The following is a 20537-nucleotide window of genomic DNA, read 5'->3' on the forward strand; positions in this document are numbered from 1 at the left end:
ATTTAAATAAAAGGAGAGAAGCTAATGCAGATGAAACGTGGATATCACACGGTAAACAAAGTAATTGCTTGTGTTCTGTCATTCATATTTATCATTATGGCAATAGCGGTACCTGCCCACGCTGAAGAGAAACAGGTGGAAACTACACCATCCAGAATTCCTTTATCCAAGTTAGAGGAAACGATTGATGCTTATGTTGCCTCGTATGAGAAGTACACCGCTGCCGTTTCGGTTGTGGCTATCAAAGATGGTGAAACCATTGTGAATAAGGCATATGGTTACGCAGATATTGAGAATCAGCGAAAGGCGGATACCTCTACTGTTTTTGAATGGGCTTCAATCTCGAAACTGTTGGTCTATACAAGTGTGATGCAGCTTGTCGAACAAGGAAAGCTTGATTTGGAGACGGATATCAGAGAATATCTGCCAGAGGGATTTTTCAAAAAGCTGAGGTACGATGATCCGATTACCCTAATGAACCTGATGCATCATAATGCGGGTTGGGAAGATCAAACAGCGGCCGAGGTGTTTTATTACTCCGAGGATGAAACGTTAGAATTAGGAGAAACGCTGCGTAAAAATGAGCCGAAACAGATCTATAAACCGAATAGCATAGTGGGTTATTCGAACTACGGCGTTGGTCTAGCTGGTTACATCGTGGAAGAGATAAGTGGCCAACCTTTTTATGAATATGTCAATCAACATATTTTCGAACCGCTTCATATGAACGACACTTCAATTCATCCAACGGGACAAGATCATCCAGACCTAGTACATAGAAGAAATGAGATTGAAGGGTATACAAAAGATTTGAAACTGATCCCTGAGAATAGAGTATACTTAACATTTTATCCTGCTGGGGCAGCGATTGGGACAGCAGAAGATTTAGGCAAATTCCTTGCAGCGTTGATGCCTGTGGATGATAGCAATGTATTATTTAAGAACAGGGATACGTTAAACGAAATGTTGTCAACAAGTCTATATTATGAAGGTACTTCTACTCCCCGATTTGCGCATGGGTTCGTTGAGATGGAATACTGGGTGCCTACACTGATGCACGAGGGGAATTTGAAAGGATTCTCCAGTAAACTTGTCTTTGATCCCGAATCTAAATTTGGGATGGTGGTCATGACAAATCAATCTTTTGAGGAAATTTATTATTACGGACTTACTAAAGAGATTTTCGGTGATAACGTCAATTCTAATAGAGTTACTTCGGAGGGGGGAGGATATTTTCAATCCGCACGACGGGCAGCATCTAAATTTACTAATTTATTTACTGCCCTTGATATAAAGAAATTCACAAAAGCTGAATTAAGTAGTTCTTATAACGTTGTCGAGCATAATGGTGTTGTTGAGAAAATTTCCTTTACTCCTTACATTGATTATTTGCCTGTATCGAATGTAAAGGTGAACTTACTTAAGATATCTCTTATTCCTGTTGCGCTAGCCATCATTTTCAGTTTAATTGCTTTGATCGGCTATGTAATCCAGATGCTTATTAACAAGCTATATAAACGAGGAAATCCTACCACCAATTTTAATAAATATCATCTTGCAATTAACTTTGCTGGTGTGGTACTCCTTCTTAATCTTTTCATCCTACAGACGAAGTTGAGGTTTCCAAATTATCCTGCGTATTCTTCGTTGCGCATCAATATAATGTTTAACCTACTATATGTTGTTCTAGCAGTGGCGTATCTTGGCTTGCTTATGTACAAACTGCGTAAGAACAGTTATAGCAAAAAGCAAAAGGTGATGTACATCATGACTGGCATCTCGGCGTTCATCTTGGTTGCTTTTATTGTGGGATGGAATTTGTATGTTTAGAAGGGCAGAGGCTAAATGGGGAACTTAAGCATTATTGATAGATGCCATGGTTAGACTTCGTAATGCCAATCTCAGGGTAAGAGATGTCAAAGGCGAGCTATTCATAGATCAGAGATAAGGTGGTCACAGAATGGAAGCTAAAATGCTGTTTGGCGTTGGCTTAGTCTTCGATACACCGGAATTCGGAACCATCGTTATGGGGGCCAATGAAGAGTTGGATGAACTACTTCCTTCAACAATCCAAGAGATGATCGGTGACCAGATTATCATCAAAAAAACGGATGGGAAAGAGCAAGTATTTGAAGTTGTTTCTACTCAAATTAACCATTCTATTGCTGGCAAGAAGAATATCGGTTTATGTTTGGGAAAAGGGATCTCCCCAAACAAAATACCAGCTGGTTCAATCGTCTACTGTTATCCATCAGGACAAATTGATCAGTAGTGTATGCTTTGGTGAAGTTACATGGAGTAGAGGTTTGCTATTGAACTTGCTATGCTCATCGCTACTTTTACAACATCATAAATGTTCCAAAGCATCGGAAGGTCGTCGGATTCCCTATGGGATGAAGAAGGGCCTTTTTGTTTTATTACTATAACGAAAGGTTCGACTGCATACTCGCGTCCTGTACAACCCTGCATATATTCAGCGTATTCAGAGCCCATTGGATCGATTGGATAAGGGTTTGAGAAAACTAATAAATCTCCCTTATTCGCCAATTACCTTTCGCATTTGTAACAATATGGGTTATCATATACGTAGTTCAGGCACTAGTAGGAGGGGATTCAATGAAAAAAATATAGCAATAATCATACTAATGGTTGGATTGGTAATAAGCATGTACTTCAACTATCAATTCAAAGCGTACAAAGATAATCAAGAAGTTGAATACACGGTTAAACTAAATCATGGAACTCAAATGGGTATAAAAGAATCAATCTTTAATTAGATAATGTGATAAAAAGCTTAGAGGACGGCTCTTCGAAGGAAACAGTCACAGGTAACCCTGCACGACCTGACCGCATTGCGGCAAGTCGCTGCACGCTTTAAGGTAGTGAGGGTTTGTAGAGACACGAACACTTTATAAAACTCTCTATAAAACTCTTTTGGGGAACTGATGAAAAGTATTAAAAAACTTGGAGTATGCTAACCGTTAAGTGAAAGACTATAAGGAGGGACATAATGAAGCTTTTTCGTGGAAAAGAAGCCTTAATTCAAGGGACTGATCTTATAAAACCTTCAATATATACGCCTCTTGGAACAATTGAACTCTCTCTTGTTGTCTCCAGCGAATGTTATCTTCCTACTCACTGTTCTCAGCTCAAACATGGCGGATTGCTCTACCAATATTACTACGACTCGTTTGATTGCGAGTTAGTGCTCTGTAATCTGAACCACAATCTTTCTTCACCTCAGGAAGTAGACGAATGCTGGGGAGCCGTATTTAGAATCAAACCCAATGCATATCATCAGATAAGCACTTGTAGCTTTTCTGCTTTGTGGAAAGAGGGATACAGCTGGGAAGATTACGGATCTGACACGGGAGAAAATCTTGAAGCTGTCGAATATGAGAATGAACAGTACCGCTTACACATAGGAACCCAAGAAGAACCACTGATAATGGGAAAAAGAAAACAAGGTGATAGGACTCCTAAATCTCTTGCTTTGAACTTTGCTTTTGAGAAGTGTAGTTTTGTCTTACATTCTGATCAAGGCATTGAAGTATCTATGACAGAGATTAATTCCCACCAGATATGCCAAGTACATTTTTTAATAGCTTGGAAGAGAAAAATAGAAGAGGATATTTCTACTTGGTTAGCTGTAGACCAGCCCACAAAAGAAATCTTAAAGGGAGAAGATATTTGGTAAACGATAAACGAAAAAAGTCTATAAGGACCAAGAGATACAACTTTGAGCAAGTGGTGGAAGAGTTGTAGTACTTTACATAAAAATAGAGGATGAATTTTGATATACGTCTAAGGTAGAAGGAGAGAATGTAAATGAACAACTTAAGCTCTCATAATTGCAATCTAAATATAAGATATGACCTGCCTGATGAGGTGTGGGCTAAAGTTTCTAAAGTATATGAGCGGATGCCAGGGTGGATTGGTTATAAAAGTGAAATTCCATATTGGTTCGGAACTGAAGAGGATGATGTTTTCATTGAAGCATCCGTTGAGCCTAGTGGATTATCATTTTATGCACAGATGAATAGCGATGTATGGATGTCTTGGATAGAAACATTTAAGTTGGAAGCGACAAAAGTTTTGGGTTTTGATGTTGGTGAACCTGAAGATGGATATATGTGATGAATGAACGAGGGTGTGAGATTCATGGGCAGTGAATACCGCCGCAGGATGGCATAGGTGTCGGGATGTGTTGGTGCAGATCATCAATGGTATGCTCATTCAGTGGCATGACAACTCAACTGAGCTGCGTAAAATCTATAGTGAAGCATTTAAGTTTGAGGATCTAAACAAATAAAATGATCTAAAGAGGATAAAAAGAAAAAAATGATAAACTCTATTAGCATTGATGAACGGAATGGGACCACATTTAATGAAGAGATAGTTATGAACCCTACATGGGCAGACAGTTTACGTTTTTTGAGAAAGCTCGATGGAGATAAATTTACATTAGTTTTTTTTGAGGTATCTGACACAGGTTCAGCATTAGTTGGAGGCGGACCGGAATATTTTGTAGTGTCTATTACAATGGATGAACATATATATACGCTTATGAACGATAAGCAGGGAAATAGTGAAATTTCTCTAGTTATTGGTGGTCAGTTAGGAAATTATTGCGATAACATTTGTATAGAATTAATACCCATGCTTGAAGTGCTAAAGTATTTTTATGAAACTGGTAAACTACACGAATCACATCAATGGAAGAAAGAATAATTACTGGTCAGTTAGGGTTCTCGGGCTCGTAAACACAAGAACGCTATGTGCAATTGTATTAAAAGAGTTAGAGTAGGTGAGTTCAGTGGTGGAGAGAAAATTCAAAAGTCATTTTTTTTATATTGTTCTACTGTCAGTTCCATTTATAGTATTAGAGATTTTACTTTTATTAAAATATCCTAACACCGGGTTAGGCAGGATTATAAGCCTGCCCATGACCTTTTTGGTGAATGGTATGATTATTCTGATCTTATCCAGTTTAGTTTATTATTTGCTTAGATACACCAGATATAGAGTTGTTGGGCGAGTTATTCTAGGATTAACGATATGTTTAACTCTTATCGTAACAGTATGGTTGTATCCGCAGGATTCATCCAAACATATTTCAAAAACTATAGTAGAAGATATTAAGAGTTTATGGATTAAATGAAGAATTTAATTGTAGAACAGACAAAATCAATTTACTAAGATATTGGATGTGACTGTATGAATCATGAACTATTCAACAAAATTAATGGATATTTAGAAGGGGTAAGTAATTTAATTACTACTTCGGAGGATGTTATGGGCACGAATATCAGTTTATAAAAATTGATTCGCCAATAGAACGAGCAATAGAACTTCATAATACTGATAGTAATTTAAAAAATCACAAAGATATTAAATATGTAGGACTAAGCGAATTAGATGGCAGAGATTGAATGGAAAGATGAGTTTGATTGGGAACAGATTTATTTTTCGCTAGGTAATGAAGTATTTATCTTAGATCTATATCAGTGGGGTTAATGGACAAATTTGCACTTCTCAGGCTGTCGAATCATCCTCGTTAGTCACTTAAGGATTACAGACTCGTGAACATAACAGGTTACAAGAAAGAGTTACAATTAGAATAAAAACAGACGTATAAAAGTGGGAGAGCAAACAGCATGAAGTTTAATTATAAGAATTTTTCTTGTGATACTGAGATCTATCTCAAAGACAATGACACTATAATCAGGTTTTTTGATCGATCTAAAGAACAAGCAGAAGCTGACATAATAAATCTAGTAATAGTTGATCCTGGGTATGGATATCTTTGCTTGAAAAATAAAGATGATGCAGCACTCTTAAGTGGATTCCTAGATGAGGACGTTTTTTCATCAGATGGGCATATAGATGCAGCAATTAGTTTAATTGAAAAAATCAGTCCAGCTACTAAGAATATGTATACTCCTTATCATATTACACGGTTTAAACAAACCAGTTTCGTTGAATATAACGGTGAATACTAATGAAAGATCCTCGAAGGTGACATCGTCATCATAGATGTAACTAAGATACTGACTAGGATGTGTGGATAGTCCAAAGATTCTTGAATTCAGTTGCTTTCTGTGGAGGAACAGATCGATTTGTATTAGGAAAATGAGGGGGAGAGTGAATATGAGGAAGAGAAATATAGTGGTCTTGTTATCCGTCAGTTTTATCTTAATCTTCTTATTCATCTATAAATACTACACGTTAAACTATACGAATGAGGGTATAACAAACAAGGTTCTAAATCAAGATGGATATGCACTGACGCTGAGAACTCCAGAAATGCCGATTCAAATTTTTGTGAAATCTGAATGGATTCCATTCAGTGCAGGTGAACCTCTTAAAAGAGATATCAAAGTATTAGAGACTCATAGCAGCAATTTGATATTAGATGTGCAGAACAGAGATGATGATATTTATTTTAGTTTTAGGACCACGTTTAATATGGATGATCCATCTGGGGAGTTCATATATAATGGTCTGTTTAATGCGGGTGGAACGTTTACTTATTCACCAGAGGAAGTACGGTTATATGATAAAAACATGAATCAGCTCTCCGTAGGACAGACAGGTATTGGTCCAGAAGCATCGTTCTCATTCGGAATTGAAACGGAAGAACAGAAATTAATAAGTGAGGGATTCTATGTGAAGTACGATGGATATAACGTGTATGATTATTCTAAGAAGTAATTCAGCGGTCACGCCAAAATGGATAGGTAAAATCATTGCATAAGAAGCTAGGCTCTCAGATATCCCAAAGGTCTGAAGAGAACATTGTAGAATAGATTGCACAACAAACAAATCAGGAGGTTACATGGGTACAGACATTTGTTTCTTTGTAGAGGTAAGGCATTACAGGAGAGAATATGAATGGATTAATGGTGCTGTAAGAGAAATAACAAAGAGTGAGGAAGAATTGAATAGTACTGCTCGCTGGATCAGTATGGATAAGTGGATGATTAATCCTGATTATTACTTGTTTCCAGAAAAAAAGATCTCTAAATTGAAACCAAGTGATCCTCATGAATTTTATAGTGGGGGGCGTAATTATGATTTGTTTAGTGTTTTATCAAACACCAGGAATGATCAAAATCTGCCTTTCATATCTTCGCCACGAGGAATTCCGGTAGATACCTCGCCAGACTTAAATGAAATTGTACTTGAGGATAAAGAAGATTTTTATGACCACAGTTGGCTTTTACTGGAGGAGATCATTCAGTTCAATTGGGATCAAAGTTATTTTTGTGATCAATTTATGGAGTACAGAAATATTAAAAATACATGCTCTGAATTTATTAATGTAACCATTCCAAAGTTATTGAAATTAGGGAGTGCGGAAGATGTAAGAATGATTTTCTGGTTTGGTTAGGTTTTTTTGAAAACGCATTCGTAAAGGCGGAGCAAATGCAGGACTATAAGGTTGCGCTACCCTAATACCTTTATATCGTAATGAGATCACAGTTATTTTTAATGTTAAAGGAGAGTAGCTAATGCAAATAGTTCGAAGGCATCGCTATGCTAACAAAGTGGTCGCCTGTGTTCTGTTATTCGTGTTTTTCATTATGGCATGCGGGGTACCTGTCTACGCGGAGATAGAGAATGTGGAGACTACGCCTTCCAGAATCCCGTTGTCCTCGCTAGAGGAGACGATCGATTCTTATGTGGCTGCGCATGAGAAAAACACCGCTGCCGTTTCAATTTTGGCTATCAAGAACGGGGAAACGATTTATAGTAAGGCCTATGGCTATGCAGATATTGAGCAACAGAGAAAGGCGGACAGCTCTACTGTTTTTGAATGGGGTTCCGTCACTAAACTGTTGGTCTGGACGAGTGTAATGCAACTTGTCGAGCAGGGAAAGCTTGATCTACATACTAATATTCAGGAATATCTACCGAAAGGGTTTCTAAAGAAGCTGGAGTATGATGCCCCCATTACGCTATTAGATCTTATGAATCATCAAGCTGGTTGGGAGGATAGGATGCTTGAGTTATGGTATCTATCCGAGAATCAAGTTATGGATCTGGGAGAAACATTGCAAAAATTTGAGCCAAGACAGATCTATGAACCGAGGAGTGTATTTGCTTATTCAAACTATGGTGTTGCTATGGCTGCCTACATCGTAGAAGTGCAGAGTGGACAATCTTTTTACGAATATGTGAATGAACATATATTTAAACCACTGGATATGAAAGAAACTACGATTCATCCGTCACATCAAGATCGTCCAGACCTCGTGCTGAGAAGGGACCAGATTCAAGGCTATACTGCTAATGCCGAACGCATCCCCAAAACCAAAGTATACATGAACATATATCCTGCAGGAGGTGCCATGGGCACCGCAGAAGATGCAACAAAATTCCTAGCAGCCCTGATGCCAATCAATGGTGGTAATTTATTATTCAAGAACAAAGAAACCTTAAACGAAATGCTGTCAACCAGTCTGTATTATGATGGAACTTCTATCCCTCGAATCGCACATGGATTCATTGAGGTAGAGTACTGGACACCTGCACTGGAACACGGTGGAAATACATTGGGGTTTTCGAATAAATTGATCTTTGACCCGAAATCTAATTTTGGGTTAGTGGTGATGACCAACCAGTTCGAAGAAGAGGTATATTGTTTCGGTCTTGTCCAGAAATTGTTTGGGGATAATTACAGCACTAGCTCTGTAACCTCTGGAAATGATGGATATTATCTCACTACACGACGTTCCGGTTCTGGATTTACGAAGCTCTATTCGATTCTCTTGCTGAAAAAGTATTCCACATTTGATCTTAGTAACTTCACCAATGTTGTTGAGAAAGATGGTGTCGTTGAGAAGGTATCCTTTACTTACAATGATTATGTACGTGTATCAAGCTCAACGATGATCTGGATCATTGCCTCTTTAATAGCTCTTGCAATAGCCATCGTATTCAATTTGAGAGCTGTGATTGGCTATTTTATCCGATTATGTTTTTACAGATTGAAAAAATGGGAAAGACCCGGGACAGGGTTTGATAAATATCATGTTGCCATTAATATTGCAGGTCTGGCATTCCTACTGAATACTACAGTACTAGCCATGCGAGCATTGAGTTTAAACGCCTCTTATTCTTCGTTACGAATTCATCTCATCTTTAACCTGATTTATGTGATTCTAGCTTTAGCATATCTTGTCTTGCTAATCTACAAACTGTGGAAGATAAGTTACAGCAAAAAGCGAAAGGTCGTATATATCATGACCGGAGTATCGGCTTTCCTATTTGCTACTTTTATTGTGGGATGGGATTTGTACTTTTAGGAGGGCACTTATGAAGATGGATTGGAGTGAAAGACAGCAGTTCCTCATCGGGGACTGCTGTCTTTGTGTTTATACGCTCTTTGGCTTTTGAAGAAACTGTAAATGACCATTAGAATATTCAATAATAATAGACCTATATATCCATCTGTTAGCTTTGTTCGTTCAATCCACTTATTCACTAACTCTCCAGAGAGAGCTTGTTTTCCTAAATATTTATTTATATCATTCGGATGAATTTCCTCTCTATATATAAGTGGAAACTCCATGCTGTTGGAAGAAGCAGCTAGCGGCGGATAGAACTCTACCCATTTCTGACCTGCCCATCGATCATACTTATAATGAAAGTCTGCGCTGGATTCAAGACTATCCCACCTGAGAAAACCCAATATGATTAGAATACAAAGTGTGACAACGCTAATTATTAGCTTCTTGTTATTCAAATATACCCCATCCTTATGTGTGTACTACTAACAATATCACTGTGTGAAAACAACTTGATCATCCGTATATTCTATCAGTATTTTCCGTTATCTGTAAGTAGATTGTTTCAATGAATTGCTAGTAAGTAAAAAACCAATCGATCAAAGAATCGTTACAGCAGTTTTTTGAAGAAGCTAGACAGCGTGCAGGGATTGCAAAAAAAGGTGAGTATTCATGCGCTTCTCCACTCATTTGCTGGAAAACGGGAAAGATCTACGGTACATCCAGGTGCTACTCGGTTATACGTGTGCACGAACAAACTCAGCGCTATACGCATGTTAGTATGAAAAATATTCATCGTATTCAAAGCCAATCGGATCATATGGATACGGGAATTGAGCATCCCTATAATTCTCCCTTTTTCACCAAATTTTTCTTCGCAAAAATCACCGTATAGGTTATCATATACGTAGTTCGGATATCAGGCAGTATGTGTGGTATTTACGAAGTACATAGATTAGATGTTAAGTGAAATTCCGAGGCGAAATTGAAAGGAAGGTAAATGATGCTTGATGGAGATCAGATAAATGAATTTGAGACTGCAAAAAATTATCAAGAAGCCTTTCTGTCGACGAAAAGAGAGTGGGACAAAGGGAAGCGTGATTTGAGTATATGCTTGAATTTAGGTTTTTTATCCTGGTATTTGAGTGTCGAATCTGGAAATACGTTTGTTACTCAGGGTCTTAATGAAAACGATTATGAAATGATTGAATTGACATTAAACGAAGTTACAGAGGAAGGGATACATAATTTCTTGACAGAAACGCAATTTTTATTGATTTTCGGTTATATGATAACGTTGTTTCCTCATCATTTTGGAGACTATGAGCATTGGGAAAGCATAGGGAAAAACATGCTTTCAAAAGCATACGAGTTGGAACCAAGTGATCCAATAATTGAAATGGTTTTTCTTGCGGATAGTATGAGAAGTGAAGGTTATAAAAATGCTTGTTTAAGAGCAAAAGAACATATTAAAGACATATGTTAAAAATCAACTAGCACACAATATTAAATGTCTATAAAAGGGGGATCAATAGTGCAAGGGTATAATGTGCTCATGATCTACAGCAAAGATATGGATAAATTACTTATGTGCAAGCGATCAAGGAATCCATATAAGGGTTTAAGTAATCTTGTTGGCGGTAAAATTGAACACGGAGAATCCGGCATTATGGCGGCATATAGAGAATTATTTGAAGAGACTGGCATATCTAATAAAGATATTATTCTACATCATTTAATGGACTTCAAATACTATATTCAAGAATGTTACGTGGAAGTTTATTTTGGCAAGTTAAATTATGATGTAGACGTCTACGGGGATGAAAATGAATTATACTGGTCCGATTTAAATAAGGATTTTTTCGATATGTCATTGTTTGCAGGTGAGGGTAATATTGGGCATATGATTGAACAAGTTAAGATGAGTAAGGATAAGATTCTTAAAGAAATTACTCTATAAGTTAACAAGGAATAAAAGACCTTTTGCATGTGAATCGAAGAAGGCGCTGACATCCTATAACACAAGTTTCACGCAGCGGACATTCGTCCTTGTTTGGAAGATGTGAATACAATAGAAGTAAATCACCAACACAGACTTCATCCTAAGATAAGAGCTATCTAAGGTTTGAAGCCCGTCGTGAACCTTTGAACGTTATCTGAAACATCTGCAATATTGAAAACCATTCAAATCCAAATGAGAGTTACTTGATCTTAGGTTAATCCAACTTATTATGAGGAGTTGAAAAAAAATGTATTGGGAAACCCTTCCTAATTGGTTTTGGGTACTATATTACTTGTTTTTATTAACAACATTAGTAACTGCAGTATTTATTGTTATACGAAAGAAAATAAGAAGTTTATCCATGGTAGCCATTGCTTTCACTGTAACGATTCCAATTATTGGGCTGATAAATAGTATTGGAAGGGCAGAAGGAATAAATGAATATGAACATTTAATTAGTCAATTACAACAAGGGGAAATTTGGTCTATGTATATAATTTTGGGTAATTTATTTTTATTACTATGGTGGGTTTTGTTCTTACTCAAGATCAAGAGTAAAAATCAAGTAATAGTATAGAAGTACAAATACCTCACTTTGTGGTCTTTCGAAGCATCAATCTACACGAGAAAAACGGACTCAAGTAATCATTAGGAATGAAATGTAAAAGTTATTCGAAGAGGGTAGAAAAATCAGATAACAACATATTCACACTTCGGGTTGCACCCTCGGTCCCAGAAGCGGCTTCGAGATGTAATTGCTGTGGACACACGACTTCGTCGAGCGTCGTGAATATACGAAACGTTAGCTGAAACTCCTTAAATCGATATAAAAGATTAAGTAGGTGGAGTTCAAGATGTCTTATATGAAACCAGTAATTCGAGAACCTTATTACGATAAACCAATATGGATTGAAAATGAAGTGGCTCGAAAGGAGTTCACTTTTTTATCCTCGGATAGCAGTGAAGCTGAAGTAGAATTGTTTTTATTGCATTTATTTGGATATAACAGAATTGATGCCTCAATTTCTTTTGAAGAATCTTTTAAAGTACTATTAAACGAAGATGAAGTAGCGATATTAGGTGGGGTTGCTTTTTTACAGGATAATGAGACATTTATCATGCCTAGCTGCTGTTGTGGACTTGAAGAAATACAATCAATAGATTATTCAATTAAAGCTAAACAAAGTCCATGGCTTGGACATGACCCATCGCCTGAAATTCAGTATTTTGATGATTATGCCTTAGTATGGTCAGATGATCCGGAAACACATAAGGAAGAACTATTAAGCATTAAGTTTACCAGTAATGAACTGGTAGAAAGCCTAGAGAAATGCAAAAAGGACTTATTAGGATTTATAGAAGAACCATTATATAAATGGATTAAGGTAAGAGATGTAGAAATAGCAAATCGAATGAGGCAAAAAATGCTTCACTGGTTTTTGAAAGACGAATATTTATGAATGCATTTCAGGAAGTCAGGATCTTCAGCTAACATTATATCCAGGCTTCGGAGCCAGGCGGCTCCGCCCGAAGAGGATTGCAGGGAGTAGATTCAGGCGTATATATCTTGCACCGACTAACCGCATCGCGGCCGGCTCCTGGCGGAGCCTTAAGTCGGTGGGACGTCATGGATACGGGAACGTTATGAGAAATTATTGCAAGAAAAATCAAAGATAAATAATAATTTTTGAAGGAGCGGCCTAAATGAAGATTGCAATTCTAACTGATATTCATGGTAATTATCCGGCATTGAGTGCGGTATTATCTGATATTGATTCCCGTGAGGACATCGAACATATATATTGTCTGGGTGATATGATTGGCATTGGTCCTAACTCTAACGAAGTGCTTGAAGAGATAATGAATCGAAAGGATGTAACGGCGGTTTCTGGTAATCATGAAGAGGCAGTTTTAAAACTACTGCAAGGGAAGGATACCTTACCGGGCCATGAAATGATCGCTGAACATCATAAGTGGATCGGTAAGCAACTAAAAAAAGAAAATATCAAATTTATAGAAAATCTTCCTCAGACATTAGAAGTTGAAATAGAGGGGCAAAAAATATTAATAACGCATTACCATATGAAGAAAGGAGAAAGAGAAATAATAGATGAAACCCCTTCGGGATTAAAATTAGACGCAAGGTATGAAGACTCACCTTATAGTCTCGTTTGTTTTGGTCATCATCATCCAATCCATTACTTCAAGGTAGATCAAAGGATTTATTTGAATCCTGGAGCATTAGGTTGTAATGATTATGCAATAGCAAGGTACGCGGTAGTAGAAGTGCAAAAAAGAACAATGAGTGTTCAACTTATAGGAACCACATATGATAATAAAGCATTTTTGGAGTCTTTTGAGCAGTTAAACGTTCCAGACAGAGAGTTTATGATAAAAGCTTTTCATGGGAACCAACTTGAGAGAGATTTCAAAGATGGCAATAACATCTCATAACATAATATTCAAAGCTGCGTTTCCCTACAGAACCTAGGTCTGCTGGAAGGATTTCAAGGAAGCGTTTCAGCAGACACATCCGACTACGGCGCACGTCATGAATACAAGAACGTTATAGGAAATCATCTAAATAGATATCTTAAAATTGGAGGAGCATATGACATTGCAAAGCATGTTTGGTTTAAATGATTCATATAAAGAATCAACGTATAGAGAAAGTGTAACGACTTTCAAGTTTATAGCTGAATTAATGGAAGCTTTAGCAAATAGAAATAAAAAAGTCGATGTTTTAATGACAAAGTCAGGAGATAAGTTTGGATATGATGTGGTTTTGCATTGCGATGGACAAACTAAATACATCCAACTCAAAACAACCGTAAATACAAAAGTATGGGGAAATATTCATACATCTTTAATCAACAACCCTCATGGGGAGATTATTATTTTGTACCTGGTATTTTCAACCCCCACAAAATGGGATGTTAAATATAGGCCATTGGATAAATCAAAACTATTAATAAATAATACAAAGCAAAGGCAAACAATTAATAAATCAATGTTACATAAACAAATGAATGTATCAGCATTAAGCAAATATTTATTTCCATAATTTTTTTCGCTAAATCGGAGAAGTCAGATGCTTCGTATAACATAATATTCACGCTGCGGACATACGTCCTTGGCCCGGCATTCGCCGGACACCCGACATGTGTCGGGTCGTGAATACAGGAACGTTAGGTGAAATTCAAAAAAAGTATTGAAGGTGGACATCGTGGAAGATGCAGTAAAGAAGAGAAATCCTGCTTGGACTAAGGACGAGTTGACTTTAGCTTTGAATCTCTATTTCAAATATAAACCTAGTGCCATAAATAAAAACCATCCTGAAGTTATAAAACTAAGTGAACAATTGAATGAACTTTCGGCCAATATAAAAAAAGTTGATACTCGAAAATTTAGAAATCCTAATGGAGTATACATGAAGTTATGCAACTTTCTAAGATATGATCCTACATATGAAGGTGTTGGATTAAAACAAGGTAGTAAACTTGAGAAAGTGGTTTGGGATACTTATTTTAGCAACAAGAAAGAGTTGGAGATTGTTTCTAAAATAATAATAGATAATATTCAGACTGATATTTCCTTAGCCGAGGAAGATGATGAGTTCCCCGAAGGAAATATCATATATCGTGTTCATAAATTAAGAGAACGAAATACTACAGAAATAAAAAAGCTAAAGGAACAAAAGGAGAAAGATGGGGAACTTTTTTGTGAAGTATGCGGATTTGACTTCTATAAGTACTATGGCGAGATTGGAAAGGGATATATAGAATGTCATCACGATGTGCCTCTTTCATATTATGGAGATCAAACTAAAGGTACTAAATTTTCTGATTTAAAACTTGTATGTTCGAATTGTCATAAAATTCTTCACAGAAGAAGACCTTGGATGAAAGTTCATGAATTAAGAGAGTTGCTCAGGAAGAATTGAATTTCAGCTAACATAATATCCAAGCTGTGACTCTTAACGGAGCCTTGGTTCGCCAGATGGATTTCCAAAGAGGAATTTCAGCGAATAATCCCTTTGGGATTCATGGATACAGAAACGTTATATGAAAGTGCTGAAATTCTTGAAAGGGAATGATTTAATGACTAATTTATTTACTTGTCCATGTTGTGGATATAAAACACTAGATGAAGAACCATCTGGAACATATAACATTTGTAGTATTTGTTTTTGGGAAGATGATGGAGTTCAATTGGATGATCCTGATTATGCAGGCGGGGCCAATGTAGTGTCATTAAGAGAGGGACAATCTAATTTTCTTAAATTTGGAGCTTGTGAAGAGAGATGTATCCAATTTGTAAGAAAACCAAATGAAAATGACGTATTTGAAGGGCCAAAAAAAATTAACTCATCTATTCAAAGAGTTTAAAAAGATTTATAAAAGTGATTAGATCATTGACTTGTATAGATACCCAAGAAGTCAGCAACTCTATATAACACGGCATTCACGCATCGGACTGGCGCCTCGGTCCACAAACGAGATTTCGAGGGAAGCTGGAGCTACGGACAACCTCCTTCGGAGGTTCGTGAATGCGAGGAACGTTATACGACAGAATTAATTTATTAAATGGAATTTAAACTTAAACTTAAATTCCTTTAAATGAACTTCTAGGTTAAGAAAGCTTTAAAGATTATAAAGAAAAGAAAAAATGTGGGGGAACAAAGGTAGAGATATTATTTCATAGCCATAACTACTTTATCTATGAATTGATTATGCCTATAAAACCAAATCAAATAGTAAAAGTGAGGAAAATAATAGATCAATTTACATAAATAATAATAATTAGAATTTAATGTGTAAGTTATACTGTCCGCACTCCGCTTACATATTCATGTTGCACGTTCTGGGTCTTGTATTCGCCGGTATGCATGATATGAAGCGTAAGAACGTAAAAGAAAAAAGAATCGGCGAACCGATTCTCTAAGTAAGTTTCATTATCAAGGCGTTAAAAAAACAATTCTCACATGATAGCAATCTCTACATCAATTTAACCGAGTAGCCAGTTTTACCTCAATCTCGTACTTCATGATAGATACCCGTCCACGGATCAAAAACGTATGAATTTACTTTTGAATTTTTTTCCACAGAAAACATATAACCTTTTTTTAATTCATTAGATTCATTTTTTAATAACGTATTCTTCTGCTTATTAACCACATAAAGTTCTTCTAAGTTCTGAGTGACCTTATCTACCGCACTTTCATACGTGTATTGAGGAAGGGTTGTAATTACATAAATCGGAATAAATATCAAAGAGAGTGTTTGTAAAAAAAAGTGTTATTTCTTTACGTTTTTTGCTTAGTTGAACTTTTAAGAAATAACTCAACACCATGAAAAAAACTAACACTCCAATAAAAGGAAACAAATTCAAAATATTATTGTAACGATTTTGTAAAAAAATTAAAAAAGACACTTCTATCAGACAAGCAATAATTATTAGTTTTCTATACATCATATCTCCTTTGAATAAGTAGTTGAAGCTAACATTAATGGCGACAACTTATCTTAAATATATATTGAGTGGACTGTTTCTACAATTGAAACTTCCAATGTACTGCCATCCTCAGTAGGGATAACGTATGCACCGATTCATTAGTGGTAGTGGTGCTAAATCCACTAGCCCCTGCTACTTGAACACTTAAAATACCAATAATTAGAAGGCAAGACAACAATGAGGTAAATAATTATATTTTCACCACGAGTTGTTCTTTACAAAAGTCGGACCTCCTTCCAAGCGGATTTAGTGCATAAAGTGAGTCCCGTTTCGGTTGCAATAGGCACGCCGTTCGAGTAGCTTTATTTTCATGTTGTTACGTCTTTAAGTGAAACAATTGAGCAAGCCCTTTTACTGATACTTACAATCCGGGATCAAATAATTGTTTTACACCGTATGTTCATTTCGGTGTTTTTTTATTTTAATTCGGTTTCTGCATTAATGGTTTTATAAATTATCTTACAATTTGGATTAGACGAAGATATTGAACACAGCTTCTGAACACAGATAATCGCATTAAAAATGACTGCTCACGTCTAGTTTTAACAAGACATGGCGCAGTATAGACCCATCAGAGAGGTGCATGTATGAGCAGCCGGTTGCTTGACTTATTGGAAGAGGAACGGCGCAAGCTTAATCAGCTTGGTGAGGCATCCTTGAAGCAAGCGATTCCGTTGTGGGAGAACCCTGAGGTTCAGGAACAGAGCCGAAGGGTGGATGAACTGGTGGCACGAGTTAGTGAAATGAGGGCGAAGCATAGTCGAGTGGTACGGTGATGAGTACGGTACATATAGGGGAGGAGAAGCAATGAATTTTCCACCGTGGATGCAACGAGCGATTCAAGCAAGGCTGGATGAGGTGACTGCCCGGATTGAACATGATCCTGAACTGAGTCGAGTACGTGGGGGAACAGACGAAGCATTTGAAGTTTTGTTTGCAGGTAAAGATGTCGAGCAAACACCTGAATATACCGAGTGGGAGAATCGTTATATTGTCAGCAAAGGCATAGAAAATGAGAGGTTGTATATGCAGGGACTACGAGATGGCATTCAGCTCACAGTATCCTTGTTAGGTCATTCGATACCAGAGGAGACCGATACTGAAGCTTGATCCACTAAGGCGAACCCATAAGTCAGGGGAAGCTGCCTAAATCTTAACTTAAAAACCGGAGCCGAAGCGTGAATCTATCGCTTCGGCTCCGGTTTTAATGCTCTACTTTTCCAAATTCTAAATTAAGGAAAGGAGGGCATTGAGTATGTGTTAAGCTTAAAGAAACAAGGGTAGAAGCGAGGTATGGTTATTATGAAAAAAAGATTTAAATACTTAATCGTGCTTTTTATGTTTATTGCGATTGTGTTTGTTCTGCTTTTTTCGAATACCAACAAAAATGAAGCCAATGAGCCAGTGGTTAATGGTAATATTATTCAAGTCAAAAACTTTGATCTGGATGCCAAATCAACGAATTTAAAGACAATGACACAAGGATCGATATTCGTTGAGAGTGAGAAGCAGCATATTGATCATATCAAAATAGTAGCACATATAGAGATTGACCCCGCTGACTGGGGTGGTGTTGCATTCTATATCCCTGATCAATGGAGTGTCTCCAGCATCACCAGCAGTTATCCTGAACATCAATCGAAGTTGAAGCCTGCTGAGTATGTATCCACCTGGATGGATTCTTCTGATGACTCTTCATGGCGCACAATGATTGAAATTGGGAGAGAACGAAATTACATAGCAAATGGCGGAGGTACTGGAACGATTGTGATCGAATTAAGTCCAGATAAAAAGGGGATGTCCCCCTCTGAGTCATTAAACATTGGTATTGAGGTCGGGTCAGAAGATAAAGCTGGAAAAAGAGTTATGGGCACAGATTCTGTTGAAATTCCTGTATTATAAAGTGCTGGGTTAACTAGATATAGAAAAACAAGCCGAAGCGATGACAATGCACGCTTCGGCTTGTTTTTTAATTCTTTTATTTTACTTAGTGTTACTTCTTCGATCCTTACTTCGCACTTACCGATTTAAACCATTCATTCACTTCTTGCGTGATCTGATCTCCGCCATTGGATTTCCAGTTGGCGACGAATTGGTCAAAGGCATCAACCGGCAGTTTGCCGTAGATGATTTTGTTGAAGGTTTCCATCTCGGATTGGCGGAGCAGGTTCCATTTGGATACCATGGTTGGTGTTGCAGCGCCAGTGAAATAGTTTTGCTTACGGATGTCGATTTGCGACATCACGACTTTGGCAGCGTCCCAGTTTTCCGGTTTACGGAACTCAGCCATTTGTTTCTCGTAAGGTGTTTCGGGCTTCTCGCCGTTAGCCAGTTTCACGAGTGTTTTCATATACAGATCCGGGATACGGGCCGGACCAGTCAGGAACGGAAATTCGTTGGAGAAGTCTTTGATCTTCTCTCTGTTACTGGTCGGCTGTCCATCTACGATGTCCCAATCGTAGCCTTTGGCGAAGCCGTGTTCATATTCACTGCCCGTAGCGGGGTTCGCCAGGTTATCGAGCAGATAGTTGTAGTACAGGAAGATCGCTTCGGGATGTTTCGCATCCTTGTTGATCATGATGCTCGCGTTGACGCCAGAGTTCTGCCACTTCGTTCCGATTTTGCCATCTGGACCTTCTGGAATGGGATAAGCTTTATAATTGGCGTCAGGTAAGTTCTTGATGAGGTCGGGAGCAGGCCAGTCTGGAACCCAGTTGGCACCAGGCAGAATACCTGCGGCACCTTTGGTCCAGCTTTCGGCTGCTTTACGTTCGTCCCACAGGGCGGAGTCGGCATGAATATATCCTTTTTCCATCCATTCACTGAGCTTGGCAAGTGCTAGTTTTGCTCCGGGATTAACAGAGCCGTATTCCAGATTACCGTTCGCGTCCTTGTTCCATTGCTCTTGGACTGTTCCGTATGCGCCGAATAACCAGTCGAGCGAGCCCATCCAGGTATTCGTATTACTTTTCAGCGAGATTGCGAGTGGGAAAACTTCATTTGGAGATAGGCCATCCGGATTCTCATTTTTGAATTTATCCATGATGTTCTCTAGATCTGCGATAGTCTTAGGAGCCTCCAGATTCAGCTTCTCCATCCAGTCTTCTCTAAGCCACAGCAGGGTATCGTCGTTATCCGTGTACTCCATGATGGGCATATTGTATTTCTTGCCATCCTTGGTGAACGGATACCAGAGCTCGGGATGCGCTGCCGCATGGTCCTTGAGCGTTTTATTCGCATACTTGTCGAACAACTCATCAATGGCGATGAATTGACCAGAGTCGATCAATTGATTCGTCAATACCGCATTGGTGGGTACCGTTACGAAATCAGGCAGTTTCTCACCAGAGGCGACAGCAAGTTGAAGTTTCTGTCTGTACTGATCATCACTGGCTGGATACCAGGTATCTTTATGCTTCATGCCCAGCGTTTCCAGCATCCAGCGATCGTGTACGTTATTTTCTTTGGTATCCCCTTGCACGTATTTCTTCGGCATCAATACCGAACTGAACTCGATGGGTGGGTCATATTTTCCTTTAGCAAAAGCAGCTTCTGCTTCAGCTGAGCCGACAGTTCCGGGCGTATTATTACCATTGTCACTGCCTGTCTCGCCACTGCCGCACGCAGTGATCGTGATGAGCGCGATAACCATGAGCATTGACCACCATGTTTTTTTGAATTTGATCATTGTTCAATCCCCCTACGGTGTATGATCTTTACAGTGTAAC

21 protein-coding genes are annotated in these 20537 nt (G+C 38.0%); 20 read left to right on the forward strand and 1 reads right to left on the reverse strand.

Annotated elements, in window-relative coordinates; translation table 11 throughout:
- The first annotated feature begins 24 nt into the window (after positions 1 to 24).
- The 20 genes from AC1DE7_RS01115 (at position 25) to AC1DE7_RS01210 (ending at position 18711) form a co-directional block, all read left to right on the forward strand.
- Positions 25 to 1830 carry a serine hydrolase domain-containing protein gene (locus AC1DE7_RS01115; protein WP_477533575.1) on the forward strand — a complete coding sequence of 602 codons (1806 nt, stop codon included), beginning with the start codon at positions 25 to 27 and terminating at the stop codon, positions 1828 to 1830.
- A 130-nt stretch (positions 1831 to 1960) separates the two neighbouring features.
- Positions 1961 to 2272 (forward strand): hypothetical protein, encoded by a 312-nt coding sequence (locus AC1DE7_RS01120; protein ID WP_255319670.1) that lies wholly within the window; start codon positions 1961 to 1963, stop codon positions 2270 to 2272.
- A 738-nt stretch (positions 2273 to 3010) separates the two neighbouring features.
- A complete protein-coding gene (locus tag AC1DE7_RS01125) occupies positions 3011 to 3697 on the forward strand; it encodes a hypothetical protein (protein WP_477533576.1) in 687 nt (228 codons plus the stop codon).
- 131 nt (positions 3698 to 3828) lie between these two features.
- A complete protein-coding gene (locus AC1DE7_RS01130) occupies positions 3829 to 4137 on the forward strand; it encodes a hypothetical protein (RefSeq protein WP_477533577.1) in 309 nt (102 codons plus the stop codon).
- A gap of 264 nt (positions 4138 to 4401) precedes the next feature.
- Positions 4402 to 4731: a hypothetical protein gene (locus AC1DE7_RS01135; protein ID WP_127544045.1), complete on the forward strand. Its 330-nt coding sequence runs from the start codon at positions 4402 to 4404 to the stop codon at positions 4729 to 4731.
- A 926-nt stretch (positions 4732 to 5657) separates the two neighbouring features.
- Positions 5658 to 6002, forward strand: a complete 345-nt coding sequence (locus AC1DE7_RS01140) for a hypothetical protein (RefSeq protein WP_127544043.1) — start codon at positions 5658 to 5660, stop codon at positions 6000 to 6002.
- Positions 6003 to 6150: 148 nt separating this feature from the next.
- The gene (locus tag AC1DE7_RS01145; RefSeq protein ID WP_127544041.1) at positions 6151 to 6714 is read left to right on the forward strand and encodes a hypothetical protein; all 564 of its coding nucleotides are present in this window, start codon (positions 6151 to 6153) and stop codon (positions 6712 to 6714) included.
- A 124-nt stretch (positions 6715 to 6838) separates the two neighbouring features.
- Positions 6839 to 7393: a hypothetical protein gene (locus tag AC1DE7_RS01150; protein ID WP_127544039.1), complete on the forward strand. Its 555-nt coding sequence runs from the start codon at positions 6839 to 6841 to the stop codon at positions 7391 to 7393.
- Positions 7394 to 7514: 121 nt separating this feature from the next.
- Positions 7515 to 9311 carry a serine hydrolase domain-containing protein gene (locus tag AC1DE7_RS01155; protein WP_477533578.1) on the forward strand — a complete coding sequence of 599 codons (1797 nt, stop codon included), beginning with the start codon at positions 7515 to 7517 and terminating at the stop codon, positions 9309 to 9311.
- Positions 9312 to 10296: 985 nt separating this feature from the next.
- Positions 10297 to 10779, forward strand: coding sequence for a hypothetical protein (locus AC1DE7_RS01160; RefSeq protein ID WP_164783108.1), 483 nt, complete (start codon positions 10297 to 10299; stop codon positions 10777 to 10779).
- A gap of 48 nt (positions 10780 to 10827) precedes the next feature.
- Entirely contained in the window at positions 10828 to 11253 is a 426-nt protein-coding gene (locus tag AC1DE7_RS01165) for an NUDIX hydrolase (protein ID WP_477533579.1), read from the forward strand.
- 289 nt (positions 11254 to 11542) lie between these two features.
- Positions 11543 to 11872, forward strand: a complete 330-nt coding sequence (locus tag AC1DE7_RS01170) for a hypothetical protein (protein WP_127544029.1) — start codon at positions 11543 to 11545, stop codon at positions 11870 to 11872.
- A 277-nt stretch (positions 11873 to 12149) separates the two neighbouring features.
- Positions 12150 to 12755 carry a hypothetical protein gene (locus AC1DE7_RS01175; protein WP_477533580.1) on the forward strand — a complete coding sequence of 202 codons (606 nt, stop codon included), beginning with the start codon at positions 12150 to 12152 and terminating at the stop codon, positions 12753 to 12755.
- Positions 12756 to 12999: 244 nt separating this feature from the next.
- On the forward strand, positions 13000 to 13749 hold the full coding sequence (locus AC1DE7_RS01180; RefSeq protein ID WP_255319695.1) for a metallophosphoesterase family protein: 750 nt from the start codon (positions 13000 to 13002) through the stop codon (positions 13747 to 13749).
- A 157-nt stretch (positions 13750 to 13906) separates the two neighbouring features.
- A complete protein-coding gene (locus AC1DE7_RS01185; protein WP_127544850.1) occupies positions 13907 to 14359 on the forward strand; it encodes a hypothetical protein in 453 nt (150 codons plus the stop codon).
- Positions 14360 to 14521: 162 nt separating this feature from the next.
- Positions 14522 to 15238, forward strand: coding sequence for an HNH endonuclease (locus AC1DE7_RS01190; RefSeq protein ID WP_127544847.1), 717 nt, complete (start codon positions 14522 to 14524; stop codon positions 15236 to 15238).
- Between the two features lie 121 nt (positions 15239 to 15359).
- Positions 15360 to 15683 (forward strand): CPCC family cysteine-rich protein, encoded by a 324-nt coding sequence (locus AC1DE7_RS01195; RefSeq protein WP_477533581.1) that lies wholly within the window; start codon positions 15360 to 15362, stop codon positions 15681 to 15683.
- A 1713-nt stretch (positions 15684 to 17396) separates the two neighbouring features.
- Positions 17397 to 17585 (forward strand): aspartyl-phosphate phosphatase Spo0E family protein, encoded by a 189-nt coding sequence (locus AC1DE7_RS01200; RefSeq protein ID WP_127544841.1) that lies wholly within the window; start codon positions 17397 to 17399, stop codon positions 17583 to 17585.
- A gap of 31 nt (positions 17586 to 17616) precedes the next feature.
- On the forward strand, positions 17617 to 17919 hold the full coding sequence (locus tag AC1DE7_RS01205) for a hypothetical protein (RefSeq protein WP_127544838.1): 303 nt from the start codon (positions 17617 to 17619) through the stop codon (positions 17917 to 17919).
- A gap of 192 nt (positions 17920 to 18111) precedes the next feature.
- On the forward strand, positions 18112 to 18711 hold the full coding sequence (locus tag AC1DE7_RS01210) for a hypothetical protein (RefSeq protein ID WP_477533582.1): 600 nt from the start codon (positions 18112 to 18114) through the stop codon (positions 18709 to 18711).
- 106 nt (positions 18712 to 18817) lie between these two features.
- On the opposite strand, the gene AC1DE7_RS01215 is transcribed toward AC1DE7_RS01210, so the two are convergent.
- Positions 18818 to 20497, reverse strand: a complete 1680-nt coding sequence (locus AC1DE7_RS01215; RefSeq protein ID WP_477533583.1) for a type 2 periplasmic-binding domain-containing protein — start codon at positions 20495 to 20497, stop codon at positions 18818 to 18820.
- Positions 20498 to 20537: the final 40 nt, after the last annotated feature.

Source organism: Paenibacillus sp. 10L310 (assembly GCF_056395745.1).

Excerpts from the sequence above, each read along its gene's own strand:
- AC1DE7_RS01125 (WP_477533576.1), top strand. The coding sequence starts at position 3,011 with ATGAAGCTTTTTCGTGGAAAAGAAGCCTTAATTCAAGGGACTGATCTT.
- AC1DE7_RS01175 (WP_477533580.1), top strand. The coding sequence starts at position 12,150 with ATGTCTTATATGAAACCAGTAATTCGAGAACCTTATTACGATAAACCA.
- AC1DE7_RS01205 (WP_127544838.1), top strand. The coding sequence starts at position 17,617 with ATGAATTTTCCACCGTGGATGCAACGAGCGATTCAAGCAAGGCTGGAT.
- AC1DE7_RS01180 (WP_255319695.1), top strand. The coding sequence starts at position 13,000 with ATGAAGATTGCAATTCTAACTGATATTCATGGTAATTATCCGGCATTG.
- AC1DE7_RS01140 (WP_127544043.1), top strand. The coding sequence starts at position 5,658 with ATGAAGTTTAATTATAAGAATTTTTCTTGTGATACTGAGATCTATCTC.
- AC1DE7_RS01200 (WP_127544841.1), top strand. The coding sequence starts at position 17,397 with ATGAGCAGCCGGTTGCTTGACTTATTGGAAGAGGAACGGCGCAAGCTT.
- AC1DE7_RS01130 (WP_477533577.1), top strand. The coding sequence starts at position 3,829 with ATGAACAACTTAAGCTCTCATAATTGCAATCTAAATATAAGATATGAC.
- AC1DE7_RS01115 (WP_477533575.1), top strand. The coding sequence starts at position 25 with ATGCAGATGAAACGTGGATATCACACGGTAAACAAAGTAATTGCTTGT.
- AC1DE7_RS01185 (WP_127544850.1), top strand. The coding sequence starts at position 13,907 with ATGACATTGCAAAGCATGTTTGGTTTAAATGATTCATATAAAGAATCA.
- AC1DE7_RS01135 (WP_127544045.1), top strand. The coding sequence starts at position 4,402 with ATGAACCCTACATGGGCAGACAGTTTACGTTTTTTGAGAAAGCTCGAT.
- AC1DE7_RS01210 (WP_477533582.1), top strand. The coding sequence starts at position 18,112 with ATGAAAAAAAGATTTAAATACTTAATCGTGCTTTTTATGTTTATTGCG.
- AC1DE7_RS01215 (WP_477533583.1), bottom strand. The coding sequence starts at position 20,497 with ATGATCAAATTCAAAAAAACATGGTGGTCAATGCTCATGGTTATCGCG.
- AC1DE7_RS01145 (WP_127544041.1), top strand. The coding sequence starts at position 6,151 with ATGAGGAAGAGAAATATAGTGGTCTTGTTATCCGTCAGTTTTATCTTA.
- AC1DE7_RS01150 (WP_127544039.1), top strand. The coding sequence starts at position 6,839 with ATGGGTACAGACATTTGTTTCTTTGTAGAGGTAAGGCATTACAGGAGA.
- AC1DE7_RS01170 (WP_127544029.1), top strand. The coding sequence starts at position 11,543 with ATGTATTGGGAAACCCTTCCTAATTGGTTTTGGGTACTATATTACTTG.
- AC1DE7_RS01120 (WP_255319670.1), top strand. The coding sequence starts at position 1,961 with ATGGAAGCTAAAATGCTGTTTGGCGTTGGCTTAGTCTTCGATACACCG.
- AC1DE7_RS01195 (WP_477533581.1), top strand. The coding sequence starts at position 15,360 with ATGAAAGTGCTGAAATTCTTGAAAGGGAATGATTTAATGACTAATTTA.
- AC1DE7_RS01155 (WP_477533578.1), top strand. The coding sequence starts at position 7,515 with ATGCAAATAGTTCGAAGGCATCGCTATGCTAACAAAGTGGTCGCCTGT.
- AC1DE7_RS01160 (WP_164783108.1), top strand. The coding sequence starts at position 10,297 with ATGCTTGATGGAGATCAGATAAATGAATTTGAGACTGCAAAAAATTAT.